Annotated in this window: 19 protein-coding genes and 1 other annotated feature; of the genes, 10 read left to right on the top strand and 9 right to left on the bottom strand. The window is 50.0% G+C overall.

Features of this window, described 5'->3' with window-relative positions; genetic code table 11:
- Nucleotides 1–28 precede the first annotated feature (28 nt).
- The 3 genes from T488_RS0112190 to T488_RS0112180 form a co-directional block, all read right to left on the bottom strand.
- A complete protein-coding gene (locus T488_RS0112190) occupies nt 29–565 on the bottom strand; it encodes a hypothetical protein (RefSeq protein WP_028521044.1) in 537 nt (178 codons plus the stop codon).
- A 60-nt stretch (nt 566–625) separates the two neighbouring features.
- Nucleotides 626–2,017 carry a GDSL-type esterase/lipase family protein gene (locus T488_RS0112185; protein WP_028521043.1) on the bottom strand — a complete coding sequence of 464 codons (1,392 nt, stop codon included), beginning with the start codon at nt 2,015–2,017 and terminating at the stop codon, nt 626–628.
- 139 nt (nt 2,018–2,156) lie between these two features.
- Nucleotides 2,157–3,140, bottom strand: coding sequence for an RING finger protein (locus T488_RS0112180; protein WP_028521042.1), 984 nt, complete (start codon nt 3,138–3,140; stop codon nt 2,157–2,159).
- A 197-nt stretch (nt 3,141–3,337) separates the two neighbouring features.
- Between T488_RS0112180 and yfmF the strand changes: the two genes are divergently transcribed.
- The 8 genes from yfmF to T488_RS0112140 all read left to right on the top strand — a co-directional run bounded on the left by yfmF (nt 3,338) and on the right by T488_RS0112140 (nt 13,869).
- A complete protein-coding gene (yfmF, locus tag T488_RS0112175) occupies nt 3,338–4,606 on the top strand; it encodes an EF-P 5-aminopentanol modification-associated protein YfmF (protein ID WP_028521041.1) in 1,269 nt (422 codons plus the stop codon).
- Nucleotides 4,603–5,880: an EF-P 5-aminopentanol modification-associated protein YfmH gene (gene yfmH / locus T488_RS0112170; RefSeq protein WP_028521040.1), complete on the top strand. Its 1,278-nt coding sequence runs from the start codon at nt 4,603–4,605 to the stop codon at nt 5,878–5,880. The genes yfmF and yfmH overlap by 4 nt, the downstream gene beginning before the upstream one ends.
- 4 nt (nt 5,881–5,884) lie before the next feature.
- Entirely contained in the window at nt 5,885–7,102 is a 1,218-nt protein-coding gene (lgt, locus tag T488_RS0112165) for a prolipoprotein diacylglyceryl transferase (protein WP_028521039.1), read from the top strand.
- Nucleotides 7,103–7,960 carry a bifunctional methylenetetrahydrofolate dehydrogenase/methenyltetrahydrofolate cyclohydrolase FolD gene (gene folD, locus T488_RS0112160; RefSeq protein WP_028521038.1) on the top strand — a complete coding sequence of 286 codons (858 nt, stop codon included), beginning with the start codon at nt 7,103–7,105 and terminating at the stop codon, nt 7,958–7,960. It abuts the gene before it with no gap.
- A gap of 201 nt (nt 7,961–8,161) precedes the next feature.
- Nucleotides 8,162–9,565 carry a sodium-dependent transporter gene (locus tag T488_RS0112155; protein ID WP_028521037.1) on the top strand — a complete coding sequence of 468 codons (1,404 nt, stop codon included), beginning with the start codon at nt 8,162–8,164 and terminating at the stop codon, nt 9,563–9,565.
- A gap of 298 nt (nt 9,566–9,863) precedes the next feature.
- A complete protein-coding gene (locus T488_RS0112150) occupies nt 9,864–11,519 on the top strand; it encodes an MBOAT family O-acyltransferase (protein WP_242838339.1) in 1,656 nt (551 codons plus the stop codon).
- A gap of 12 nt (nt 11,520–11,531) precedes the next feature.
- Nucleotides 11,532–12,494 (top strand): GDSL-type esterase/lipase family protein, encoded by a 963-nt coding sequence (locus tag T488_RS18915; protein WP_051536452.1) that lies wholly within the window; start codon nt 11,532–11,534, stop codon nt 12,492–12,494.
- A gap of 58 nt (nt 12,495–12,552) precedes the next feature.
- Entirely contained in the window at nt 12,553–13,869 is a 1,317-nt protein-coding gene (locus T488_RS0112140; protein WP_028521035.1) for a protein kinase domain-containing protein, read from the top strand.
- 212 nt (nt 13,870–14,081) lie between these two features.
- Here the strand turns inward: T488_RS0112140 and T488_RS0112135 are convergent, their stop codons facing one another.
- The gene (locus T488_RS0112135; RefSeq protein WP_028521034.1) at nt 14,082–15,356 is read right to left on the bottom strand and encodes a hemolysin family protein; all 1,275 of its coding nucleotides are present in this window, start codon (nt 15,354–15,356) and stop codon (nt 14,082–14,084) included.
- A 266-nt stretch (nt 15,357–15,622) separates the two neighbouring features.
- On the opposite strand from T488_RS0112135, the gene T488_RS0112130 reads away from it, so the two are divergent.
- Entirely contained in the window at nt 15,623–17,212 is a 1,590-nt protein-coding gene (locus T488_RS0112130) for a S1C family serine protease (protein ID WP_028521033.1), read from the top strand.
- Between the two features lie 93 nt (nt 17,213–17,305).
- On the opposite strand, the gene T488_RS0112125 is transcribed toward T488_RS0112130, so the two are convergent.
- Nucleotides 17,306–19,927, bottom strand: coding sequence for a valine--tRNA ligase (locus T488_RS0112125; RefSeq protein WP_028521032.1), 2,622 nt, complete (start codon nt 19,925–19,927; stop codon nt 17,306–17,308).
- A 186-nt stretch (nt 19,928–20,113) separates the two neighbouring features.
- Nucleotides 20,114–20,350: a binding site (T-box leader), on the bottom strand.
- Between the two features lie 233 nt (nt 20,351–20,583).
- On the opposite strand from T488_RS0112125, the gene prfB reads away from it, so the two are divergent.
- Nucleotides 20,584–21,702 carry a peptide chain release factor 2 gene (gene prfB, locus T488_RS0112115; RefSeq protein ID WP_028521030.1) on the top strand — a complete coding sequence of 373 codons (1,119 nt, stop codon included), beginning with the start codon at nt 20,584–20,586 and terminating at the stop codon, nt 21,700–21,702.
- A gap of 103 nt (nt 21,703–21,805) precedes the next feature.
- Here the strand turns inward: prfB and T488_RS0112110 are convergent, their stop codons facing one another.
- From T488_RS0112110 to gdhA, 4 genes are all read right to left on the bottom strand, one after another.
- A complete protein-coding gene (locus T488_RS0112110; RefSeq protein WP_028521029.1) occupies nt 21,806–22,183 on the bottom strand; it encodes a DUF4363 family protein in 378 nt (125 codons plus the stop codon).
- Nucleotides 22,170–22,889, bottom strand: a complete 720-nt coding sequence (locus T488_RS17865) for a DUF421 domain-containing protein (protein ID WP_051536451.1) — start codon at nt 22,887–22,889, stop codon at nt 22,170–22,172. The genes T488_RS0112110 and T488_RS17865 overlap by 14 nt, the downstream gene beginning before the upstream one ends.
- Before the next feature lie 97 nt (nt 22,890–22,986).
- Nucleotides 22,987–23,610, bottom strand: a complete 624-nt coding sequence (locus T488_RS0112100) for an AAA family ATPase (protein WP_028521028.1) — start codon at nt 23,608–23,610, stop codon at nt 22,987–22,989.
- Between the two features lie 258 nt (nt 23,611–23,868).
- Nucleotides 23,869–25,236: an NADP-specific glutamate dehydrogenase gene (gdhA, locus tag T488_RS0112095; protein WP_028521027.1), complete on the bottom strand. Its 1,368-nt coding sequence runs from the start codon at nt 25,234–25,236 to the stop codon at nt 23,869–23,871.
- Nucleotides 25,237–25,542: the final 306 nt, after the last annotated feature.

Below are 25,542 nucleotides of genomic sequence, written 5' to 3'. Positions count from 1 at the left end.
TGCGGAGCCTTTACTGTTTACGAGCCTTTCAGCCCTTATAGTTATAGAAAGCCATGAAGCTGTCGGAGCTGTAGCCGCAGGAAGAAAAGCGCTTCTTCGCCGAATCCTCGGTAACTGCGCCGCGGACTTCCGCCGCCAGCTTTGAGTAGGCTCGCTTGTCCATATCGTTCATTCCGGCGGGCTGAACTCCAAGCTGTATCATGTTGAAATTCATCTTTACGTCAATGACGCCGTCAGCGATGATGTACTCTCCGAACTGGGACTTCATATAGTAATAGTCCACCTTGTCCTTGGTACATATCAGCATCAACTCCGACGGGATATAGGAATCGCAGCCCGTATAGGCTCCGCCGTCATAATCCCCTATCTTGTCCTTCTCCCTGAAGATCTTGACTCGGGTACTGTTCTCGGGATAGCCTGTCTGTTCGCAGTAGTTGATGAGGTATCTCTCCCCCAGCTTGTTGCTGAGCTGATATGTATATGTCGGATAGTCGCGGAGCCCGCAGCCCGTCAGCACAAGGCAAAGGACCGCCGCCGCCATAACGCAGAAGCTTCTGATCTTCATAGTTATCCCCCTTATTTGTACAGGATCCTGCCGCCATGCCCCCGCAGAGCAGGATCTTTTTTATTGCAGCTTATCGGGAAGCTCGTTTATGCGGTGGAGCAGATAGAGCTGAATGGTAAGAGCGTCGTTGGACGTCATACCGTCAAAGCTTCCGTCCACATCAGCATTGATGCGTCCCTGCTTTTCCATTTTGTAGTTATCGGGATTTGCCAGGGACTGCATGATGAAAACAGCGTCCGCAAGCTCAACGACTCCGTCGAGATTAGTGTCACCGGGAAGAGTCATCTTCTCACCTGCCGGCTCCGTAGTATCCTCAGGGACTGTGGTCACCTGTGGAGTTTCGGCGGAATATACCCTTTCGTACATGGTCTGAGCCCAGAGCTCCCTCATCATCTCATAGCCGTCGCCATCAGGGTGAACACCGTCTGCCAGGTGGTCGGTATGTTTGCTGAAGAACTCATAGAAGTCGGGACCCTTTACTATCTTGTCGCCGTACTCCTCATAGAGCTTCTCGATCTGGGCGTTGTACTTTACCAGATCCTTTGCAACGTCCGCATTTGTGGAAAAAGGTATAGTTGGCAGCACAGGCACCTTGCCCTTGGCGAGAACTGCGTCCACCATATACTTTGTATTTGCATAGTAGGTCTCCACGGGAGTATTGCTTCCCCAGGCGTCATTGGTACCATAGGCTATGCTTACGTATTTCGCGGGACATATCTCCAGCCAGCTGTCGATATTGTTCCTGCCGTCCTCGCTCCTGAGACCGCCTATGCCGCCGTTCTCCTGAACGGGGAAAAATCTTTCGTCCAGGCGGTTCACGAAGGTGGCAAATCCTGTTCCGTAGCAGTTATTCATGCCGCCTGCGGTAATTGAGTCGCCGTAGAATATCCAGCTGTCGGATATTCCGTCGGAGACGTTATGTATATCGAAATTCACCTGAGCATTGCTGCCGGTCTTGCCGTCGGCTTTTGTGATATTGAGCCTTATCCAGTTATAGCCCTTCATGTCAACAACGTGCTGGCGTGAGCCGTGGAGATTGTCTGTTACGGTCTCCACCACCTTCCAGCCCTCCTCTGGGTACTTTCCGCCCTCAGCGGCATTGACCTCAAGGGTGTAGTCGGTGGGCTCCATATTCTGGTTTGCATATGGACCTATCTTGTCGTAGGCGCTGGTGTTGTACCAGACTGCGATGACCTTTTCTCTCTGTTTTTCCGGGACTCCCGAAAGGTCATATGCAAGGTAGTCGGGAGCAGTACCCGTCCAGAAGGAGAAATAATGCTCGTCATTGGCGGCAGAAGCCGTCGCAGGATTGGCACCCGAATAGGCAGGGCAGCCCCTGCTTATGACGGGATTGGGAGTTACGTCGGCAAATGCAGCAAGGCTCCCCGAAGCCGAAAGGGCGAGAGCGCATGAAGCAAGAGCCGACACAGTGTTTTTCATCAGCCTTTTCATAATAAAAACTCCTTTTCACAGCAAACGCCGCAGCGTCAGCTGTCTGCCGATACGCACCTATACGCATGGCAGTAAAATTTTAATATCCCGATGATCCCTTGATCATATAAAGCTGAGTTAAGATGTCTGCCCGCGGCAGTTACATATTGTAGACCTCTTTAAAAGAAAAAACAAAAGCAAACAAGAAGTATACCGCCGAAACCAGCGTTAAAGCGACTCCGTATCTTATGAGTATTATCAGTACGGCGTTGAGAGGCTTTATGCCGCCTGAGTTCTTTATCTCCGAAAGAGGTCTGCGGCGTGTCTTTATCTTTTTTATTGAGCGCATGGAGAACCTGTAGTACAGCCAGTTGGCAAAAAGGCAGCACAGAGCCCTTCCCGCAAAGCTGAGCACCATTCCGATGTCTCCCAGCATATCCAGCTTTCCCGTATACTCCGACATGAAGCTGACGAACTCTGCGGGGAGCTGAGAGGCGTTCTCCTGCATATAGAGAGCCAGATCGGAGGGAAAGCTTAGTATGGTGCCTATGACAACGGTTATTATCGCCCACCCCCACATTCTCCTGTTTGCAAAGAGAAGGGACGGGAAGAAAAGTCCGAGGATATTGAAGGAAGGACGTACACCGTCCTCGTGCATACGCTTGAATTTAGGCAGATAGTAAATGTTGTTGGGACCCACGAAGTCGCTTGCCTCGCGCATGGTAGCGCCGCCTATATCCTCATCGGGGTCATAGCCCAGATAGTTGATAGGGTCGATAAGCTCTTCGGAGTCAACGGAACCGAAGGGGTCTCTCCACTGACTGCCGCCCTGCTCCGCATTTCTGCGGCTCTCCTCGGCAGTATCAGCACTTACGTCTCTCAGGTCTGTACCGCACCTCTGGCAGCTGGTGTCATTGCTTCCGTTGGGGAAGCGGCACACGGGACATATCCTGTACCGCGGCTTATCGTCCGCCTTTTTCTCCCATCTCCTGCCGATGAAATGGTACTCCTCATGAGCACATTTACCGTTGGCAGCATAGCAATCCCTGTGATGAGGCGTACCGCACTCGGGACAAACAACTATATCGTCATCAGGTGTGAATATCTTATTACATACGGGGCATTTCTCACCGATATAATCCATTTACCTGCCTCCCTTTCAAATGTTTACAATTATCTAATATACATTATACCACTTTCACGGGATAAAAATCAAGTATTTTGGCGCAATAACCATTGGCAGAAGGTAATTTTTTGAAAAAAATTCAAAATAGTATGGTAATTTATTTTCAAGTGTGTTATAATATGATGTATAGCTTTTTAGATAGGAGTGTTGACCTGATGATATACAAAAGGTCTGAACTGGGCGATAGTATCGGCTTCAATACTATGGTCGACAAGAAATTCAAGACCTGTTCCCTGGCGATATACTTCCTGACAGAGCTGAGCGACAAGACCGCCGCTGCAAACAATCTTGCAGCAAGCATACTCACCGTTTCCAGCAGCACCTACAAGACCTACGCTGCTCTCAGTGAAAAGCTCTCGGAGCTTTACGGTGCAGGGCTGGGCTCCTCCGCACGGAAGAAGGGCGATGCGCAGATACTTGGGCTGCGGGCATCCTGGCTGGACAACCGCTACGCCATCGACGGCGAGGACATAGGCGGCGAGATGCGGCGGCTTATCAGGGACTGCCTTTTCAATCCCAATGCCGAAAATGGCGCCTTCGATGAAAAGTCCTTCGCCATGGTCAAGAAAGACCTCATAGACCGTATCGACGGCGAGCTCAACCAGAAGCGCAGCTATGCCCTTGAACAGGCTGAAAAGCTGGCTTACAGAGGCGAGCCTGCGGAATGTACGGGCTACGGCAGCAGAGAGGCAGCTCTCTCCGCGGACCCCGAGGAGGTCTACCGAGCATACAGTGAGCTTCTGAAAACAGCTCAGATAGAGATATATTACGTCTCCCCCGAGGAGGACGACAGCTTCGCGGAGATGTTCCGCACAAGCTTCAGCAGCATCGACCGTCAGCCAAAGACCGTGTCCATGCGCAATCACAGTCCTCTTAAAGCCGAGGTGGAGACCCTTTCCGAGGAATTCGACGTTAATCAGTGCAAGGCAGTGCTTGCCTTCAAGACCGACTCAGACGACAGATACGCACTGAAAATGCTCAGCATAATCTACGGTGAGCTCCCCTTTTCAAAGCTCTTCCTCAATGTCCGCGAGAAGATGAGCCTCTGCTATTACTGCTCAAGCCGCTCTGTGTCGGTAAAGGGCTCATTCTTCGTTGACCTGGGCGTTGAGCGCAGCAATATCGAAAAGGCAAAGGCGGAGATAATGGCTCAGCTGGAGGAGATAAAGAAGGGCAATATCACCGACGACGAGATACAGGGCGCTCTCATGGCGCTGGACAATGCGGTGCTACAGGTGGGCGATACCCCGAGCTCCTACATCGGCTGGTATCTTGACTGCTTCTGTGACGGCGAGACCATAACTCCCGAGGAGCACTTCCGAAGATTTGAGGAGGTCACAAAGGAGCGAATGATAGAGGCTGCAAAGTCACTTGAATTAGACAGCATTTACCTCATGCTCAACAAGGAGGTGCAGGCTGAATGAAGAAGGAAATACTCACCAGTGCCCGTACAGGCGACAGCTGCATACACGTAAAGCACAGCAGCGGACTTGACATCTATATCAGCGAGATGAACGACTTCAGCAGCATAGAAGCCCTCATCGGCACAAAGTACGGCTCTGTGAACAATATATTCAGGAATGCCGCCGACAGTGACTACACCACTGTCCCCGAGGGCATAGCTCACTTCCTTGAGCACAAGCTCTTCGAGAACGAAGACTGCGGAGTTTTCGAGCTCTACGCAAGAACAGGCGCCTCATGCAACGCCTTTACCTCTTTCGACAAGACCTGCTATCTGTTCAGCTGCTCCAAGAACTATGAGGAGAACCTGGAAATACTCCTTGACTTCGTGCAGAAGCCCTACTTCACCAAGGAAAACGTGGACAAGGAAATGGGCATAATCGGTCAGGAGATAAAAATGACCAACGATAATCCCGAATGGCGGGTGTTCTTCAATATGCTCAGGGGTATGTACCACAACCACCCCATAAAGACAGACATCGCAGGCACCGAGGAAAGCATATCACATATAGACGCAGACCTGCTCTACAAGTGCTATGACACCTTCTATAACCTCAATAACATGGTGCTCTCCATCGCAGGCAACATCAGTGCCGACAAGGTCCTGGAGATATGCGACCGGTGCCTTAGACCCAGCGAGGACAAGGGTCTGGAGACAGTATTCCCCGACGAGCCCGATGAGATAGTCACCTCTGAGATCACCGAAAAGCAGCCTGTGGGAGCTTCCATTTTCCAGTTCGGCTACAAGTGTACTCCGAGCGACGGCGAACAGAGACTCAGGGACGTTGCTGCCGCATCTACTGCCGCGGCTCTCCTCACAGATCCCGCTCTCCCCATGTGTGAGAGACTTCTCAAGGAGGAGACGATCAACTCCACCTTTGACGGTGAGGTCTTCTACGGAAGCGGCTATTTCACCGTGTACTTCTCAGGAGAGTCGGACCGCCCGCGCGAGGTAAGAGATGCACTTTTCGAGGAGATAGACCGGCTCATAAATGAGGGTATCAGGGAGAAGGACTTCCAGAGGATAAAAAAGACCGCCTACGGTATGATGATACGCGGTCTCAATAATGTGGAAGCCGTTGCAAACCTTATGCTCAACGCTCATATGGACAGCGTTGGTCCCTATGATACTATCGAGGTCCTCTCGGACCTTACCTGTGACGATGTCATAGATTATATGCGCAGAGAACTGCGCCCCGACAGGTCTGTACTGTCGGTAATTACAAAGGAGGCATGACCCCATGAACGGAACAACATTCTTAGAACCACACGAAATACAATTTCCCGAGCTGGGCTGGAAATTCCACATCGACCCCACCGCCTTCTCCATATTCGGCTTTGATATACAGTGGTACGGTATCATCATCACTATCGGACTGATACTCGCCCTTATCTATGTACTGCCCAAGATGAAGCGCTTCGGTCTGGACTCTGACAGAGCCATTGATGTTATCATCGGCGGCGTTATCGGCGGAATAATCGGCGCAAGGATATACTATGTACTCATGCGCTGGGACGAATACAAATGGGACTGGAAAGCGATAATAAACACCCGAAACGGCGGACTTGCCATTTTCGGCGGAATAATCGGCGGAATACTGATAGGCTACATCATAGCCCGCATACGCAAGGTAAAAGCCCTGCCCATGCTTGACGTTGTCTCCCTGGGCTTCCTGATAGGTCAGGGCGTAGGACGCTGGGGCAACTTCTTCAATCAGGAGGCTTTCGGCACAAACACCGCCTCCTTCCTGGGTATGACAGGCGGCACTATCCAGCGCACTATTTCCGACGGCATGAGCGTTGGCGGAGATATGTACAAGAACGGTCTGGAAATGCTTTGGGAGAAGCCGGTTCACCCCTGCTTCTTATACGAGTCGATCTGGTGTCTGCTTGGATTTGTCATACTGTCATTCTGGTCAAAGAGAAGAAAGTACGACGGACAAATATTCCTCATGTACCTCACATGGTACGGCGCAGAGCGCTTCCTGGTGGAGGGGCTCCGCACAGACAGCCTTATGCTGGGTAATATCCGCGTATCACAGGCACTTGCAGCCGTAATATTCGTAGTTTCCGTTATACTCCAGATAATATTCTTCATCAGAAGAAAGCGCGATCCCGAGAGCTTTGTGCTCTATGCAAATACAGAGGAATCCCACCGTCTCATCGAGGAGACCCGCAGAAAGCGCATGGGTCTCTCCAAGGAGGACGCCAAGGCAGGCGGCGATGATGACGACGATGATCTTGACATCTTCAACGATGACGACGACGACTTCGACGAGGACGAGCTTGAAAGCTCTATTCTCGGTGACGATGATGACGATGACGAAGATGAAGATGATGATGACGACGAGCCCTTACTCATCAAAGACGATGACGACGATGATGATGAAGACGAGGACGACGAAGAAGACGATGATACAGAGGACCATGAGTCCGATGATGATAAGGAGGATAAATAAATGGCACAGATAATCGACGGAAAGGCAGTCTCAGCAGCAGTAAAGGCTGAGGTCGCAGAGGAAACAGCTAAGCTCAGGGACGAAAAGGGTCTCAAGGTAGGACTTGCAGTAGTTATCGTAGGCAATGATCCCGCTTCAAGAGTTTATGTAAACAACAAGAAGAAGGCTTGTGAGGCAGTAGGCTTCCAGTCCTATGAGTATGCACTGGACGAGTCTACAACTCAGGAGCAGCTCCTTGATCTGGTAAACGTTCTCAACCGCGATGACAGGGTAAACGGCATACTCGTTCAGCTTCCCCTGCCAAAGCACATCGACGAGAAGGCAGTTATCAACGCTATCTCACCCGACAAGGATGTTGATGCATTCCACCCCATCAACGTGGGAAAGATCATGATCGGCGAATACTCCTTCCTCCCCTGCACTCCCGCAGGCGTTATGCGCCTTATCGAGAGCACAGGCACAGACATAACAGGCAAGCAGTGCGTTGTTATCGGAAGAAGCAATATCGTTGGCAAGCCTCAGGCAATGCTCCTGCTCCAGAAGAACGGAACAGTTACAATCTGCCACTCAAAGACCAAGAACCTCAAGGAGATCTGTCTCGGCGCTGATATTCTCGTTGTAGCTATCGGACGCGCTAACTTCGTGACAGGCGACATGATAAAGGAAGGCGCAGTTGTCATCGACGTGGGCATGAACCGCCTTGACAACGGCAAGCTCTGCGGCGATGTTGAGTTTGAGTCCGCTGAGAAGAAGGCTTCCTTCATCACTCCTGTTCCCGGCGGCGTAGGTCCCATGACTATCGCAATGCTCATGAAGAACACCCTCACAGCTGCAAAGCAGCAGGCAGAGATCGAGTGATAAGTACACAGTGAATATTGACCCAAAAGGAACGGCGATCCGCCGTTCCTTTTTTTGCAGGAAACGCAGACCGCTGATCATGAAAAGTATGTATTTAAATGCTTTTTCAGCACAAAAATACATATTGATTATTTCTTCGCGCAGTGATATAATTATTTTGTATTGCATCACGAAAAGACACTTGAAAGGACTGTATTAACAATGGAAAAAGAAAAGACCGCCTCATCAAGAGGAGGCTTCGGCTCAAAAATAGGCTTTGTACTCGCTGCGGCAGGCTCAGCGGTAGGTCTTGGAAACATCTGGCGTTTCCCCTACCTTGCCGCTAAATACGGCGGAGGAGTGTTCCTGCTGGTATACCTTATATTCGCCATAACCTTCGGCTTTGCACTTATGCTCACCGAAATCGCCATCGGCAGAAGAACAGGCAAGAGCGTTATCGGTGCCTATAAAGCTGTGGACAAGCGCTTCTCGCCCCTGGGAATACTGGCGGCGGTGATACCTGCCCTGATACTCCCCTATTACTGCGTTATCGGCGGCTGGGTACTTAAATACATGACCGTCTTTATCACGGGCGGCGGCAAAGAGGCTTCCGTAGCTTCATATGCCACCTCAGCCCCCGACACAAACCTCACCTTCTTCGAGCACTTTATCGGACTTCTGGGTGAGCCAACCGTATTCTTTGTTATATATGTGCTCCTGACCGCTCTGGTAGTTTTCTTCGGAGTTGAAAAGGGCATCGAAAAGGTAAGCAAGTTCCTCATGCCTGTACTGCTGGTTCTCATAATCGGCATTGCAGTCTACACCCTCACCCTTGACGGTGCAGGAGACGGTCTTAAATATTACCTGCTCCCCGACCTGACAGGCTTTACCGTATCCAAGTTCCTGCGCACCATAGCCGCTGCCTGCGGACAGCTGTTCTACTCAATGTCGCTGGCAATGGGCATCATGGTAACCTACGGCTCATATATGCGCAAGGAGGACTCCCTTGAGAGCTCTGTCCGCCAGATAGAGGTTTTCGACACACTCGTTGCATTCCTTGCAGGCATGATAATCGTTCCTGCGGTATTTGCATTCTCCGGCGGAGATGAGTCCGCGCTGAACGCAGGTCCGGGACTCATGTTCATCACCCTTCCCAAGGTTTTCGCAGCTATGCCTGCGGGACAGGTCATCGGTACCGCATTTTTCATTCTGGTAGCCCTTGCTGCTCTGACCTCATCCATCTCTCTTATGGAGACCGTAGTTGCAGTAGTTATGGAAAAGTTCGGGCTCAGCAGGTCAAAGAGCTGTATCGCTGTCATCATCATGACACTTATCCTTGGTATGCTGTCCGTTCTCGGCTTCAGCGTGTGGTCTGAGTTCAAGCTCTTCGGTATGCAGATACTGGACCTCTTCGACTTCACCACCAACAACATCATGATGCCGATACTGGCATTCCTCACCTGCATACTCATCGGCTATGCCGTAAAGACAAAGTATGTAGAGGAAGAAGTAATGCTGGGCGAGAAGAAGTTCCGCTCAAAGCTCCTCTACAATGTTATGATAAAGTTCATCTGCCCTGTGTGCATGATAATGATACTCATAACACCATTTGTTACGGAAATATAAGAAACTGTCCCCCGAGCGTTCTGCACGGGGGACTTTTTTCTTGTGGAGCAAGCTGTTCCCTTTGTTGAAAAATGCAGAAAAGCCTCTTGAATATATGTGCTTTTGCAACAAATTGCTACATTATTCCAAAGCTATTGACAATTAAAAAACAAACGTGTAAAATAATAATGTATGAGTTTGAATAATGCTATTTTCCGCAGATTAGTCTAATTTATCAAATCACATATAAAAGCGCAAATGATATAACTAAAGGGTGATATATTTGGTTTTCAGCAGCTTGAAATTTATTTTCATTTTCTTGCCTGTTTTTCTGATATTCTATACGGCTTCCGAAAAAAAATACCGCAATCCTGTAGTGGTAGTATCCGCCATTATTGTCGGCATAGATATGTTCATGGTGATGCGGCTCTTCAGACCGCTCCCCATACTGATATACTTAGCCTCTGTGCTGTTACTGATATATGAATCAAACAACGCTCCCGAAAAGCGGTTCCGATGCGCGCTGATCATCGTAGGCGCTGCTGCCACAGCTTACTATCTGTTCAGTATGCCTACCTACAGGAACGTAAAGAGCATCTGTATCTTCATAGGCTGTGTGGCGATACTTCTGCTGCTCGCCTACTCCTCCAACCGCCTCCAGTACCAGAATCTTGTCATACTGGCAGGAAGCGTCATATTCTACGGCCTCGGCGTGGGAAAGCTGGTCTATATAGTTCTTTTCCTGCTGACCAACCTGGTCAACTTCATTGTTGGTCAGTTCATCGAAAACAGCAAGCACGCGAAAAAGCTCTGGCTCTTTTTCGGCGTCGCCTTCAACTTCTGGTGGCTCATATTCTTCAAGTACTGGACCTTCGGCACCGAGAACATCAATGCGATATTCCACCAGAGCCTTACAGTAAAGAATATTATCCTCCCCATCGGTATCAGCTTCTATACCTTCCAGAACGTCTCCTACATCGCTGACGTATACAAGGGCAAGGCAAAGGCTGAAAAGAATCTGATAAATTACGGTGCATACATCAGTATGTTCCCACAGCTCATCGCAGGTCCTATCGTTACCTATGACCATGTAGCAAAGGAACTCAAGAGCCGTAAACACACCTTAGCTAAGGTTGAGGACGGTCTCAAGACCTTCACAATCGGTCTGGGCTACAAGGTCCTCATCGCAAATCAGGTGGGCGGACTCTGGAGCGATATTTCCATGGTAGGCTTTGAGAGCATATCCTCTCCCCTGGCATGGATGGGCATTGTTGCTTATTCCTTCCAGCTCTATTTTGACTTCTGCGGCTATTCCCTCATGGCGATAGGTCTCGGAAAGATAATGGGCTTCGAGCTTCCGAGGAACTTCGACCACCCCTATATGTCAGTCACCATGACCGAGTTCTGGAGACGCTGGCACATGACCCTGGGCACATGGTTCAAGGACTATGTCTACATACCGCTGGGCGGCAACCGTAAGGGTCCCGGAAGACTGTTCTTCAATACCCTTGTAGTATGGCTGTTCACAGGTCTCTGGCACGGCGCAAGCTGGAACTTCGTACTCTGGGGACTGGTGCTCTTCGCTATCATAATGACTGAAAAATACTGGACAGGCAAGTTCTTCAACGAGCACAAGATCATCGGCCACGCATATATGATACTCATTATCCCTGTGACCTGGCTCCTCTTTGCAGTTACGGACTTCCACGAGCTGGGGATCTACTTCAAGAGACTTCTCCCGTTCCTGCCCCAGAAGACAGCCTTTATAATGGACAAGGACTACGTTCATTACTGGCACAAGTACTGGAAGTATTTCGCCGCAGGACTGATCTTCTCCACAAGGATACCCGAAGCAGTCTACAAGAAGATGAAGAACTCCATCGTGACTGTATTGGCGCTTCTGGCTGTATTTGGTTTTTCTGTCTACTGTATGTACAGAGGCATGGACGACCCGTTCATGTATTTCAGATTCTAAGGAGATACAAAAGTGAATAATTTAAAAAAAGGCTTATATACGATCATACTGCTGTTCACCTGCGTTGTCGCATCGCCGATCATGTTCAGAAAGATCTGGGAAAACAGCGATATAAAGCAGCAGAAGGCAGCTGCAAAGGCTCCCGTTATCAGCACTCAGCCTGCCGCTGAGGACAGCGAGGGCACTACCGAGGCTCCCAAGGAGACTCAGCCCACTTCCGAGGGCGAGACCGCTACCGCCACCGAGGCAGCTACTGCTGCTCCCGAGCCTGTAAAGGGCACCTTTGTACAGAGCGGTCCGGAATACTTTGATGACGCCCTGTTCATCGGTGACTCCCGTACAGTTGGTCTGAGGGACTACGGAACGCTGAAAAATGCGGATTATTTCTGCGACATCGGTCTTTCGGCTTACAAGATCAATGAGACCACAATTGATGGCAGCACCGTCTGGGGCGCTCTCAATGCAAAGCCCTACGGCAAGATATACGTTATGCTTGGCATAAACGAAGTAGGCAATGACATCGAACGAACAGTTTCCGCCTACAGACAGCTCATCGACGGTATCCGCGAGGTACAGCCCGACGCTATCATATACATCGAGGGCAACCTCCACGTCACACCTGCTGCCGAGACCACTCTCATCTCAAACGAGAGACTGAATATGCTCAACTCACGTATGAGCGAAATGGCAGACGGCGTACATACTTACTACATCGACATCAACAGCGTATTCGACGATGAAACAGGCGCACTTACCGCCGACTACACCAGTGACGGAATACACGTACTCGGTAAATACTATGCAACATGGTGCGAATGGCTCTGTGCAAATACAGTTTCTCAGGGACAGCCTGCGGCGGTTGCACCCGCCGAAAATGCTCAGGCAGAGGAAGCTGCAACATATGTATCGGAACCTGCGGAGACCGAGGCTGCAACTCAGGGACTTCCACAGAACGAAGAATTTTCAAATCAGTGACAGTATCAGGCGGACAACTCCGCCTGTGCTCATATAGGGACTATGAAAGGAGTCGACTATGGCAGAACTTAAAGTAGGCTACAAAGGCAGAACTATCTATAATTCCACCTTCACTATACTGGAGTTTCTCGGCGGAGGCGGACAGGGAAACGTCTACAGAGTCGAGTGCGGCGGAAAGGAAATGGCACTTAAATGGTACCATAAGTCCACCATCGACAAGATGAAGAATCCCCAGGAGTTCTACGAAAATCTCAAGGCAAACATAAAGAAGGGTGCTCCCACCAAGAATTTCCTCTGGCCCGAGGAGCTCTCCGACTGGATAGACGGCAGCTTCGGCTATATCATGCCACTCCGTCCCAAGGGCTTTGAGGAGCTGACACGCTTCCTCCTGTGGGACCCCAAGACACGCCGAATGAAGGCAAGCTTCGCCAATATCACCGCCCGCTGCAACGCCGCTATCAACATCATCGAGGGCTTCCGCGCACTCCACAATGACGGCTACAGCTATCAGGACCTGAATAACGGAAACTTCTTCATCGATCCGCAGAACGGCGATGTGCTCATCTGTGACAACGACAATGTTTCCGAGCGCGGTGTAAACTTCGGTATCGCAGGCAAACAGCGCTACATGGCGCCCGAGGTAGTTCTCGGCGGTGCTCCCGACAAGCGCTCAGACCGCTTCTCACTGGCTGTTATCCTGTTCCGTATGCTCTTTATCGAGCACCCTCTGGAGGGCAAGTACTCAACGCCTCCCTGCATGACTCCCGAGCTGGAGAAGAAGTTCTACGGCAGCGATCCGGTTTTCGTTCTCGACCCCGAGGACGACAGAAACGCCGCAAATAACCAGCTGAACACAAATACTCTCCGCTTCTGGAAGATATACCCAGACTATATCCGCGATCTGTTTATTCAGTCCTTCGGCAAGAGCTCCGTGAAGCCGCCCTATGACCGCGTTATCGAAATGACCTGGCTGGACGCCTTCGTGAAGCTGAGAAGCGAGACCGTTCCATGCCCTCACTGCGGCAAGGAGACATTTATCGCTCCCAAGTATTCCGTGAACTGTATGTACTGCGGCGGTCAGCTTACCTGCACAGAGAGTATAAAGTTCAAGCGCTTTGAGCTCCCTGCATTCGGCGGCGCAAAGCTCTATGACGGCATGGCAAGCGACACCGAGGGAGACTTCCACAAGATCATCGGCGAGGTGGTCCGCAACAAGAAGGATCCCAGCAAGCACGCTCTCCGCAACCTGACACAGAACACCTGGAGCGTTAAGCTTCCCGACAACACTGTGAAGACCGTTGACCCCAACGGCATAATGCCCATCAACAAGGGCTTCGTCCTCACTATCGGCAGAAGCGAGGGCACGGTAGAATAACAAGCTCCCGAAACTAAAAAATTGCCCCTGAGCGCTTTTGTAACGCTCAGGGGCATTATGTTTATTCGGTTAATATGATAAATCAGAATTTATATGTGTAGGGGACGCCGCCCTCGGCGTCCCGTTAGGCGTGTAATGCATTTCGTGGGACGTCGAGGACGCCGTCCCCTACATTTCCAATTTTTCGCGTATGCGCTAAATTTTGATTTATACTATTCATCATCGTCCTCGTCGTCTTCCTCATCTTCATCGGTGGGAAGTACCTCGATTATAACCTTTTCTACGGTCTGCTCGTTGACCTCGGCAGCTGTGATGCGGAAAATACCGCTCTCGGCAGTCTCTCCTGCCTCGGGGATATGCTCCATTACATCGGTGACCCAGCCGCCTACGGAAGTATAGTCAGTGGTTATCATGTCCTCGTCAAGATCCAGCATTTCAAGCATATCACTTATGCTCATGTCTCCTGCCACCTCGTATTTATCGGGAGCTATCATCATAATATTGGTCTCGATCTCATCGTCCTCGTCGTAGATCTCGCCTACAAGCTCCTCAATTATGTCCTCAAGAGTGACAATGCCCTTGGTGCCGCCGTACTGGTCGATGACTACCGCAAGGTGGACCTTTGAGCGCTGCATATCACGCATTGCTTCGCTGATTAGCTTGGTATCGGCTATGTGCGGCACCTCCTGTATGATGGAGGTTATGTCATTTCCGCCCTCCACCAGCATTTTGAAGAATGCCTTGTTGGTGATGATACCGCGGATATTGTCCAGGCTCTTTTCATAAACGGGAAGACGGGAGTACATCTCGGTGCTGAAAAGCTCCTTTATCTCGTCGATAGTTGAGCCCAGCTCCACTCCCACTACCTTTACACGGGGAATGAGTATCTCGTTGACGTTTATCTCGTCGAACTCCAGAGCGCTCTTCACCAGCTCGCTCTCCTGCTCCTCGATAACGCCCTGCTCCTCGATCTCGTCGATCATGTACTTCAGCTCGTCCTCGGTAACGCTGGGAGCCTCATCGCCCTTGGATATTGCCGATGATAGCTTGTTGAGCAGCCACACGAAGGGCTTGAACACAGTTACCAGTACGGAGAGAGGTCCCGCAAAGGCAAGCGCCAGCTTCTCCGCGTTCTTCTTGGCGTAGGACTTAGGCAGCACCTCGCAGAATACCAGCACCAGTACCGTGATAACGATAGTTGATACCGCAGCGCCCTTGCTGCCCATTATACTTATAAATAAGATAGTGCTTACAGATGATGTGGCGATGTTCACGATATTGTTTCCGATAAGCACCGCCGTCAGCACCTCGTCGAAGCGGTTAGCCAGCTTCAGCGCCTTTTTCGCCTTTTTGCTGCCCTGTGCCTCATAGTTCTTGAGGCGGAGCTTGTTGACGCTGGAATAGGCGGTCTCGGTACCCGAAAATACTGCGGAAAACACCATCATCGCTATGACCAGAACTATCTTCCATATGTCTGAACTGTCCATATAATTCCTTTCCTTAATATATAATGTTTTTATTATATCACACATTAAGGAAGAATGCAAGAGGGGGAATATCATTATTTCAAGGCATTTTCGGTGACTGTTTAACAAAGTTTTCACATAAGGGGCTCCAATGTGAAAAAAATTACACAAAAGCTTCCTTAAAACGATACAATTACCGCAAACTTATTTCACATAGCCCCAATATAATATAATCACAGGCTGAGGGAGAACCTCAGAGAGATAATCTGAAAGGAAAAGTGATCATCATGAATGAGTACAATTACACATACAATAACAATACAACCCCCGAGGGAAACGGAAACAACTATCAGGGCTTCAGCACTGACGGAGGCAACTCTCCCAAGAAACCTAAGAAGCATACAGGTCTCAAGGCAGCTGCTCTGGTAATGGCTATGGCAGTTGTATCCGCAGGCTCTATCGGTACATACCGCTACTTCGCAGGCGAGAACTTCAACCGTGCTGCTGTTACAGAAGAAGAGGAGAAGACAGTCCTCAAGAGCACAAAGGACACAGATTCCTCGATCATCGCTCAGAACATCAGCATCATCGAGCCCGTTGAATCAGACGGCAAGGCTCTTACAAATGAGGAGATCGTAAAGAAGGTGCTCCCCTCTGTTGTAGGTATCGAGTCTTCATTTGAGGTAACAATGCAGAGCCAGTCCGCTATCCCCGATGATTTCTTCAATTTTGGTTTCGGCGGTTTCGGAGGCTTCGGCGGATATGACTTCGGCGAATCTGCTCCTCAGACCAACATATACAAGGGCACAGGTACAGGCGTTGTGGTAACAGAAAACGGCTATATCGTTACAAACGCTCACGTTATCTATGACAGCGAATACGGCGCAGGTCTTGCAAAGGAAGTAAATGTTCTCCTTGGTGACGACGAGACCTACGAAGCTGAGGTCATAGGCTATGATGTAGACCTTGATCTGGCAGTCCTGAAAATAGACGAAACAGGTCTTACACCTGCTGAATTCGGCAACAGCGACGAGCTCCAGCTCGGTGAATCGGTCATCGCCATCGGCAACCCTCTCGGCTTTGAGCTCAGGAACACCGTTACAGGCGGTATGATCTCAGGTCTTGACCGTGACATCACTATCAACGACAAGGCTATGAACCTTATCCAGACCGACACCGCTATCAACTCAGGAAACTCCGGCGGTCCCCTTATCAACAAGTACGGTCAGGTAATCGGTATCAACTCCTCAAAGATGTCCTCATCCTACGGTTCATCGGAGGCTTCTATCGAGGGTCTCGGCTTTGCTATCCCCTCCAACGAGGCTGCTGCTATCATTGACGATATAATGAAGTACGGTCACGTTACAGGCAAGCCCCAGCTGGGCATCAGCTGTCAGGCTATATCCGAGGCTGCTGCTGAGATGTACAATCTCCCTGTTGGCGTAATGATCAAGCAGATCAACGAGGACAGTGCCGCTGACAAGGCAGGTCTTGAGGAAGGCGACATCATCGTTGAGGCTGACGGCGAGAAGGTAACTACAACAGCAGAGCTTGTTGCAAAGAAGAACAAGCACTCCGCAGGCGAAGAGTTCGAGCTGACTATCATCAGAAACGGCGATGAAAAGACTGTAAAGGTAACTCTCGACGAGCAGGAGTATGAGGACCCCGAGAACGAGGAAGAGCCCGAGGAAGAAACTACCGGGGCTAAGAAAAATAAGAACGCCAAGTCTGAGGAAGAGAACGAGCCCGAGGAAGCTGAGAAAGCTGACGAGGCTGAGGAGTCTGAAGAGGAGGCCACAGAAAAGTCTTCAAAGAAGAGCAAGTCAGGTAAGATAGATGTCCCCGATTTCCTTGCCCCCGATGAAGACGCAGAATAAGTTTTTCATTTTTCACTTCTTCATTTTAATATAAGATAAGCTCCCCGAAAAACGGGGAGCTTATTGTTTTTATATGCACTTGCGCGAAAGCGATCACTTCCTGAATGCAGCGATAGACTGCTCGATCTTTGCCATCTTCTCCTCTGCCTTTGCAAGCTTTGCCTTTTCAGCCTCAATGAGCTGTGCGGGAGCCTTAGCGATAAAGCCCTGATTATTAAGCTTTCCGCTGAGGAAATCGATGTCCTTCTGTACCTTTGCCTTCTCCTTTTCGAGACGGGCGATCTCCTTCTCCTTGTCAACGAGCTCGTCCATAGGAATGAAGATACGTGCGGTATCGGTTACTGCGTTGGCAGAATCGGGAATATCGAACTTGTCCCCTGTTTCTACTGCGGAAGCAGATGCCAGCTTCTCGAAGAACAGTGAGCATGAATCGAACAGTGCCTTGTCGGCAGTCTCGATGAAGAGCTTTGCCTTTACCGACGGAGGTACGTTCATTTCTGTGCGGACGTTGCGGACTGCCTTGATAGCAGAGATTATCTTCTCAAAGTCCTTCTCCTCTGCTGTGAAGTCTATAGCAGGATCGTAGGTAGGATAGGTCTCCAGGATTATCATGGACTTCTCGTTATTGAGCACCTGCCAGATCTCCTCAGTGATGAAAGGCATGAAGGGGTGAAGGAGCTTCAGCATTCCCTGCATTGCCCATACCAGAACTGCCTGTGCCTTTGCCATAGTCTCGCCGCCTGCCTGGATACGGGGCTTTGTCAGCTCGATATACCAGTCGCAGTAAACGTCCCAGATAAAGTCGTAGATCTTCTGTGAAGCAACGCCCAGCTCGTATCTGTCGAGATTCTCGCCCACTTCCTTAGCCAGCTGATTGAACTTGTTCACCAGCCACTTGTCCTCAAGCTCAAGCTCATCGGGAAGTCCCTTGAACTCGAAGTCCTCGGGAAGGTTCATCATGATGAAACGTGAAGCGTTCCAGAGCTTGTTTGCGAAGTTTCTTGCAGCCTTTACCTTGTCGTCGATATAACGCATATCGTTTCCGGGTGAGTTGCCTGTTGCCAGCATAAATCTCAGTGCGTCTGCACCATACTCGTTGATGACCTCAAGGGGATCGATACCGTTGCCCAGTGACTTGGACATCTTGCGTCCCTGTGAATCGCGGACAAGTCCGTGTATGAGAACTGTGTCAAAGGGAACCTTGCCCATGTTCTCAAGACCGCTGAACATCATTCTGATTACCCAGAAGAAAATGATGTCATAGCCTGTTACGAGAGTATTTGTGGGGTAGAAGTACTTCAGGTCCTCTGTGTTCTCGGGCCAGCCCAGTGTGGAGAAGGGCCAGAGCGCAGAGCTGAACCATGTATCAAGAGTATCGGGATCCTGTCTCATGGGCTTGCCGCACTTGGGACAAACTGCGCTGCTCTCCTTGGTAACAACCATCTCGCCGCACTCGTCGCAGTAGAATGCAGGTATCTGATGTCCCCACCAGATCTGACGGGAGATACACCAGTCCTTGATATTTTCAAGCCAGTGGAAATATATCTTGTCAAAACGCTCGGGAACGAACTTTGTATCGCCGTTCTTTACAGCCTTTATAGCAGGCTCTGCGAGGGGCTTCATCTTTACGAACCACTGTGTGGAGACCTTGGGCTCTACGGTAGTTCCGCAGCGATAGCAGGTTCCGACGTTATGGCTGTATTCCTCTATCTTAACGAGAGCGCCTTCCTTTTCCAGGTCCTCAACTATCTTCTTTCTTGCCTCATAGCGGTCCATACCTGCATATGCGGGATAGTCGTCAACGATGGTGGCGTCGTCGTTCATTACGTTGATAACGGGCAGGTTATGACGGAGACCTACCTCGAAGTCGTTGGGGTCGTGAGCAGGTGTGATCTTAACGACACCTGTACCGAAGTCCATCTCAACATAATCATCGGCAACAATGGGTATCTCACGGTGAACGATAGGCAGGATAACTGTCTTGCCGACCAGGTCTGTATAGCGCTCGTCCTTGGGATTTACAGCAACAGCTGTATCGCCCAGGAGAGTCTCGGGACGAGTGGTAGCAAGCTCCAGATAGCCGTCAGAGTCCTTGATCTTATATCGGAGATGCCAGAAATGGCCTGCCTGATCCTCGTAAGTAACCTCAGCGTCTGAAAGTGAGGTCTTACACTTGGGGCACCAGTTGATTATACGCTCGCCTCTGTAAATGAGCCCTTTTTCGTAGTACTTGATGAAGACTTCCTTAACTGCCTTTGAGCAGCCCTCGTCCATGGTGAAGCGCTCTCTTGACCAGTCGCATGATGAGCCAAGCTTCTTGAGCTGCTCAACGATACGGCCGCCGTACTGCTTCTTCCACTCCCATGCGCGCTTCATGAAGCCCTCGCGTCCCAGGTCCTCCTTGGTAACGCCTTCCTTGCGCATAGCCTCAACGATCTTAGCCTCGGTCGCGATAGCAGCGTGATCTGTACCGGGGAGCCACAGTGCGCTGTAGCCGCTCATTCTCTTCCAGCGGATAAGAATATCCTGGAGAGTCTCATCAAGAGCGTGTCCCATGTGGAGCTGTCCTGTGATGTTCGGAGGGGGGATAACTATTGTATAGGGTGTCTTCTTGGGGTCAGCCTCTGCGCGGAAGCAGCCCTTTTCATTCCATGCGGCATAAATTCGGTCCTCAAAGTCCTTGGGATCGTATGCCTTTGCAAGTTCCTTTGCCATTCTTGATCTTCCTTTCAGTCAATTCATAATGCATAATGCATAATTCATAATTGGCGGTATCGCCTTACGGCGATATATTTTAACAGTACAAAGCAGAATAATTCAGATTTGTCAGCGAAGCTGACACATTCAATTATGCATTAATAATTATGCATTATGAATTAAAAACGCCCTGAACCGTTATAGGTCCAGGGCGAACTAAAGTCCGTGTTACCACCTGAATTCGGGAATTCTCCCGCACTCTGCGAAGCCGCTTAGCTTCTTCCCCTGTAACGTGAGGATCACGCCGCATACTACTGAGCAAAGCCGTTGGCACGCGAAGCTCCGAAGCTACTTCCGCAAGCCCCTCATACTGCCTTTCACCCTGCGGCAGCTCTCTGAAAATCAGGTCTCCTGCGTACTCCTCTTCATCATCGCCTTTGAATACTATCCTATTATACACGATAAATTCCCGTTTGTCAAGGGAAAAGTGAGTAATATGGGCAGATAATATAAGTCTGCCGGTAACAATTCAATTATACCGTCCGTATCGTGGCGATGTTTATATCAGCGGACGCTGCCCTGCAAAAAGCTGCGAAAAATTCTCTTTTTCCCCTTGCACTCCGCGAAAAACTGTGTTATAATATATGTATCTATGTTTGAAAGGATTTGAAACTATGATCATACTTGACGAACTCAGAGTCGAAATGACAGGCTACCGCAAGGAAATGGCGGAGCTTGCTGACGTTCTGAATATAGAAGCTGCAAAAAAGCGCGTTGAGGAGCTTGGCGAGGAGACTGCCAAGGAGGGCTTCTGGGACGACCTCGAAAACTCCCAGAAGGTTCTCAAGGAGCAGAAGTCCCTTGAGAAGAAGATCGAGAAGTACAACCAGCTCAACGAGAACCTCGAAGATATAATCACTCTCATCGAGCTCTCTATCGAGGCTGACGATGAAAGCGACATCGAGGAGATAAAGAAGGAGTCGGAAGCCTTCAAGACCAAGCTTGAGGACGAAAAGCTGGCTACTCTCCTCACCGGCGAGTACGACAACGCCAACGCTATCCTCACTTTCCACGCAGGTGCAGGCGGTACAGAGGCTCAGGACTGGGCAGAAATGCTCTACCGTATGTACAACCGCTGGGCTGAGCGCCACGAGTTCAAGGTGGAGCTCCTTGACTATCTCGACGGCGACGAAGCAGGTATGAAGTCCGCTTCTATCCTCATTGAAGGCGAAAATGCCTACGGCTACATGAAGTCCGAGTCAGGCGTTCACAGACTTGTCCGTGTATCTCCCTTTGATGCGCAGGGACGCCGCCACACTTCATTTGCAGCTCTGGAAGTAATGCCCGAGCTTGATGATTCCATTGAAGTAGACATCCGTCCCGAGGACATTGAAATGGAGGTTTACCGTTCAAGCGGTGCAGGCGGCCAGAAGGTAAACAAGACCAGCTCTGCTGTACGTCTTATCCATAAGCCCACAGGTATCGTTGTTTCCTGCCAGACTCAGCGAAGCCAGTACCAGAATAAGGACTACGCCATGAAGATGCTCCGTTCAAAGCTTGTTGAGATCAAGGAGCGCGAGCACCTCGAAAAGATCGAGGACATCAAGGGCGTCCAGAACCAGATCGCATGGGGCTCACAGATACGCTCATATGTATTCATGCCCTACACCCTCGTAAAGGACACCCGTACAGGCTTTGAAAACGGCAATATACAGGCTGTTATGGACGGCGACATCGACGGCTTTATCAATGCTTACCTGAAGTCGCTTTCACACGGAACTCTTGAAAAGTAATAACAGTTGAGAGGTGAAAGTGGAAAGTTGAGAGTTATTTCTCAACATTAAACTCACAACAACGAATTTAAAAGCTCCCCGAACCTAAATTCGGGGAGTTCTTTTATAATACACTCGTCAGCTTCGGTGTTTCGCCGCTCTTCATCATATCCAGCATATCACGGAGCTCCGCAAGCTCGGATTGCAGCTCCTCGCTGTTGTTCTCCGCAAGGTGGACTATCCGTGAGAATATCCTGTCCACGTCCGTAAGCCTGTCATTTTTCAGCAGCACCGACGCCTTAGCGCGAAAGTCCTCCCACTCTGCGCTGAGCGCTCCTGCTCGGACAGCCGCCTCATCGGTTTCTCCCCTCTCCGCAAGCTCCGATATAACGCCGAGTTTTTCCAGCATATTGCCGCAGCGGCGGTTCACCCACAGGCTTGAATACACGCTCAGTCCAATGAGCAGCAGTATGATGACCGCGCTTATTTTAGTCCTTGTCACTGTTGTACCCTCCTACCGTAAAAATATGTGGCGGACTCCCCTTTTTATCCGCTATGAAGCACTTTCCTGCGGCGTCCGCTGTCATGATAAAGACCTCATCAACGGTCATTCCGCAGCTTTTCACCGCAGTCTCCACCATGCTCCTGCTGAGTCCCGACGCTGCAAGAGCCTTTTCCACAAAGTCCCCGTCGGAGATAATGAGCACGGGCGGATCATTTTCCTCCGCCTTTATACACATATCCGCCCTTGTAGGAGTGTCCGCCGAGGGCTTCTTCATAACAGACACGCTGCCCGTAGTCTCTACGATTGCAAACTGCACCTCATCAAGGTCGAATATGTCCTTGCCGCGGAGGGCCATGAGCAGATCGTCCACCGAAAACCGCAGCTCACGCAGTATATCCCTCTCGATACGGCCGCCCCTGACCACTATCCTGGGACTTCCCGAGATAAGCTTCCTCAGCCTCGGGAACTTCAGATCCAGCCAGGATACCAGCACCTCAAAACAGACCAGCGCCAGAATCGGAGTAACTCCCACTATTACGGGGATATTGACGTCCTCTATTGGCAGCGTCGCTATGTTTGAAACAAGTATGGTTATGACCAGCTCCGAGGGCTGGAGCTCTCCCAGCTGACGTTTTCCCATTAGTCTCACCGCGAAAATGACCAGAACATACAGCAGCAGTGACCTTATCAGAATAACACACATAAAAACAGCTCCTTCGGGAATATTGTCCCCCGAAAGAGCCTGTATATTCGTGATGACGCAGAAAGCCCCGAGGCGATATTACGCTTCGGGGCTGTTTTTATTCGGAAAAGCGCTTATTGTACTCGGTATAAGCCTTGACGATGATCTCCGCGCAGAGCTCATCGCCCAGCTCGGCACTGTTAAGGCAGAGGGAATACTGATCCTTGTCCTGCCATACTCTTCCCGTATTGACGTTATAGAAGGTCTCACGGCGCTTGTCTGCCTTTTTCATTATGGACTCAGCCTTTTTCTCCTCCGTATTATACTGCTCAATTGCGCGCTTCAATCTGGACTCACGGTCCGCATAGATGAACACGCTGAAGCAACCGCGGTCCTCCAGGATATAGCTTCCGCAGCGTCCTACCAGGACGAAGCTCTTCTCCTTGTCGGCGATCTCGTTGATTATACGGCTCTCCATAAGGAAGACCTTATCGGAAAGAGGAAGATTCTCCTCCATAGCTCTTGCAGGATTAGCGGACAGCAGCAGCGAATACAGGAAGCTGGTGGGGACGTTCTCCTCAGCGCTTTCCAGGTAATTCGGAGCGATACCGCACCTCTCGGCTGTCATTTCGAGTATCTGTCTGTTATAGCACTTTATGCCAAGCTTCTCGGCAGCAAGCTGACCGATAACGCTTCCGCCGCTTCCGTACTGTCGTTCTATAGTAATAATTGTCTTTTTCATCGGATAATACCCCCGCTAAATAGAATTTATTATTAGATATGATAAAATAACTACAAATATATTATACCACGTTTTGCACATATTTCAAGTTTATCAGGAAGAATAATTGTCTAAATAGTAAAATTCTATATTTTCAACAATTTCACTTCCCCCGAATTGTGCACTTTTCAACGCAAAAAACCTCCCGTTGAACAAAACAACGGGAGGTTATGGTTTACTTTACTGCTCTACTGATGAGTCACTATCAGTTTCTTTTAATCAAACGCAGCCCTGAGCCTTCATTGCCTCAGCAACCTTGAGGAAGCCTGCAATGTTAGCGCCAGCCATGTAGTTGCCAGCCATGCCGTACTCCTTAGCAGCATCGTCGCAAGCCTTGAAGATAGACTTCATGATGCCGTGGAGCTTCTCGTCAACCTCTTCAAATGTCCAGCTCAGTCTCTCGCTGTTCTGGCTCATCTCAAGACCTGATGTTGCAACGCCGCCTGCGTTAGCAGCCTTAGCAGGACCATAGAGGAGACCATTTGAAAGATATGTCTCGATAGCCTCGGGAGTTGAAGGCATATTTGCGCCCTCAGCGATAGCAAAACCGCCGTTTGCAACGATAGCCTTTGCGCCCTCGCCGTCGATCTCGTTCTGTGTAGCACAGGGAAGAGCGATGTCAAGCTTGATGCCGCCTGCATTGCACTTGAGTGTCCAAACGCTGCCCTCGTGGTACTCAGCGTTCTTGTGTGAAGTTCTTGAAGCGTACTCCTTGATACGTCCGCGCTCGACCTCCTTGATCTGCTTAACGAGATCAAGCTCGATTCCGTCGGGATCGTAGATATAACCGTTAGAGTCGGAAACTGTAACTACCTTAGCGCCGTACTGTGTAGCCTTCTCTGTAGCGTAGATAGCAACGTTGCCTGAACCGGAGATAACAACTGTCTTGCCCTCGAAGCTCTTGCCGTTAGCCTGGAGCATCTCGTTTGTGAAGTAGCAAAGGCCGTAACCTGTAGCCTGTGTTCTTGCAAGTGAACCGCCGTATGTAAGGCCCTTACCTGTGAGAACGCCAACGAACTCGTTGCGGATCCTCTTGTACTGACCGAACATGAAGCCAATCTCTCTTGCGCCTGTTCCGATGTCACCGGCAGGAACGTCGCAGTCAGCGCCGATGTGCTTGCAGAGCTCTGTCATGAAGCTCTGGCAGAAGCGCATGATCTCTCCGTCGCTCTTGCCCTTGGGGTCGAAGTCGGAACCGCCCTTGCCGCCGCCCATAGGCAGTGTTGTAAGGCTGTTCTTGAATACCTGCTCAAAACCGAGGAACTTGATGATTCCGAGGTATACTGAGGGGTGAAGTCTGATACCGCCCTTGTAAGGTCCGATAGCAGAGTTGAACTGTACTCTGAAGCCTCTGTTGACCTGTACCTTGCCGTTGTCGTCAACCCAGGGTACACGGAAGATGATCTGTCTCTCAGGCTCTACGATACGCTCAAAAACGCCTGCATCGATGAGATCCTGTCTCTTCTCTGCAACGGGCTGGAGTGTCTCGAGGACCTCTGTAACAGCCTGAATGAACTCAGGCTCGCCAGGATTTCTTTTTTCTACTCTTGCTAATAAATCGATGAGATACTGATTTTTTAACGCCATTGTTAAAAAACCTCCTTTACAAAATTCTGCGTTTCCGCAGTTCATTTAAAATTATATCACTCCCGTTTCTATTTTGCAATACTTTATTGTGGTAAATTTTCAATTTTGTTCGTTTTTGTGCCATATTCACAAAAACCTGACGCTGATTTGTGCAGACTGCTGCAACGATAAAAACATCTCCGGATCCGCTGTTACCGACAGTTTACGCTGTATGCAGGCTTTTATACTGCCGCTCATGACATTATCTCCTACTGTTCCACAAGATTTTTATTGATTTTGTATTGATTTTTCGGTCGGAATGATATA

It is taken from the genome of Ruminococcus flavefaciens ND2009 (genome assembly GCF_000621785.1).
GTDB lineage: Bacteria > Bacillota > Clostridia > Oscillospirales > Ruminococcaceae > Ruminococcus > Ruminococcus flavefaciens_C.
This window is presented reverse-complemented; position numbering and strand designations above follow the sequence as displayed.

What these genes read in the sequence shown, in the direction of transcription:
- T488_RS0112190 (WP_028521044.1), bottom strand. Translation starts at nt 565, where the DNA reads ATGAAGATCAGAAGCTTCTGCGTTATGGCGGCGGCGGTCCTTTGCCTT.
- T488_RS0112185 (WP_028521043.1), bottom strand. Translation starts at nt 2,017, where the DNA reads ATGAAAAGGCTGATGAAAAACACTGTGTCGGCTCTTGCTTCATGCGCT.
- T488_RS0112180 (WP_028521042.1), bottom strand. Translation starts at nt 3,140, where the DNA reads ATGGATTATATCGGTGAGAAATGCCCCGTATGTAATAAGATATTCACA.
- yfmF (WP_028521041.1), top strand. Translation starts at nt 3,338, where the DNA reads ATGATATACAAAAGGTCTGAACTGGGCGATAGTATCGGCTTCAATACT.
- yfmH (WP_028521040.1), top strand. Translation starts at nt 4,603, where the DNA reads ATGAAGAAGGAAATACTCACCAGTGCCCGTACAGGCGACAGCTGCATA.
- lgt (WP_028521039.1), top strand. Translation starts at nt 5,885, where the DNA reads ATGAACGGAACAACATTCTTAGAACCACACGAAATACAATTTCCCGAG.
- folD (WP_028521038.1), top strand. Translation starts at nt 7,103, where the DNA reads ATGGCACAGATAATCGACGGAAAGGCAGTCTCAGCAGCAGTAAAGGCT.
- T488_RS0112155 (WP_028521037.1), top strand. Translation starts at nt 8,162, where the DNA reads ATGGAAAAAGAAAAGACCGCCTCATCAAGAGGAGGCTTCGGCTCAAAA.
- T488_RS0112140 (WP_028521035.1), top strand. Translation starts at nt 12,553, where the DNA reads ATGGCAGAACTTAAAGTAGGCTACAAAGGCAGAACTATCTATAATTCC.
- T488_RS0112135 (WP_028521034.1), bottom strand. Translation starts at nt 15,356, where the DNA reads ATGGACAGTTCAGACATATGGAAGATAGTTCTGGTCATAGCGATGATG.
- T488_RS0112130 (WP_028521033.1), top strand. Translation starts at nt 15,623, where the DNA reads ATGAATGAGTACAATTACACATACAATAACAATACAACCCCCGAGGGA.
- T488_RS0112125 (WP_028521032.1), bottom strand. Translation starts at nt 19,927, where the DNA reads ATGGCAAAGGAACTTGCAAAGGCATACGATCCCAAGGACTTTGAGGAC.
- prfB (WP_028521030.1), top strand. Translation starts at nt 20,584, where the DNA reads ATGATCATACTTGACGAACTCAGAGTCGAAATGACAGGCTACCGCAAG.
- T488_RS17865 (WP_051536451.1), bottom strand. Translation starts at nt 22,889, where the DNA reads ATGTGTGTTATTCTGATAAGGTCACTGCTGCTGTATGTTCTGGTCATT.
- T488_RS0112100 (WP_028521028.1), bottom strand. Translation starts at nt 23,610, where the DNA reads ATGAAAAAGACAATTATTACTATAGAACGACAGTACGGAAGCGGCGGA.
- gdhA (WP_028521027.1), bottom strand. Translation starts at nt 25,236, where the DNA reads ATGGCGTTAAAAAATCAGTATCTCATCGATTTATTAGCAAGAGTAGAA.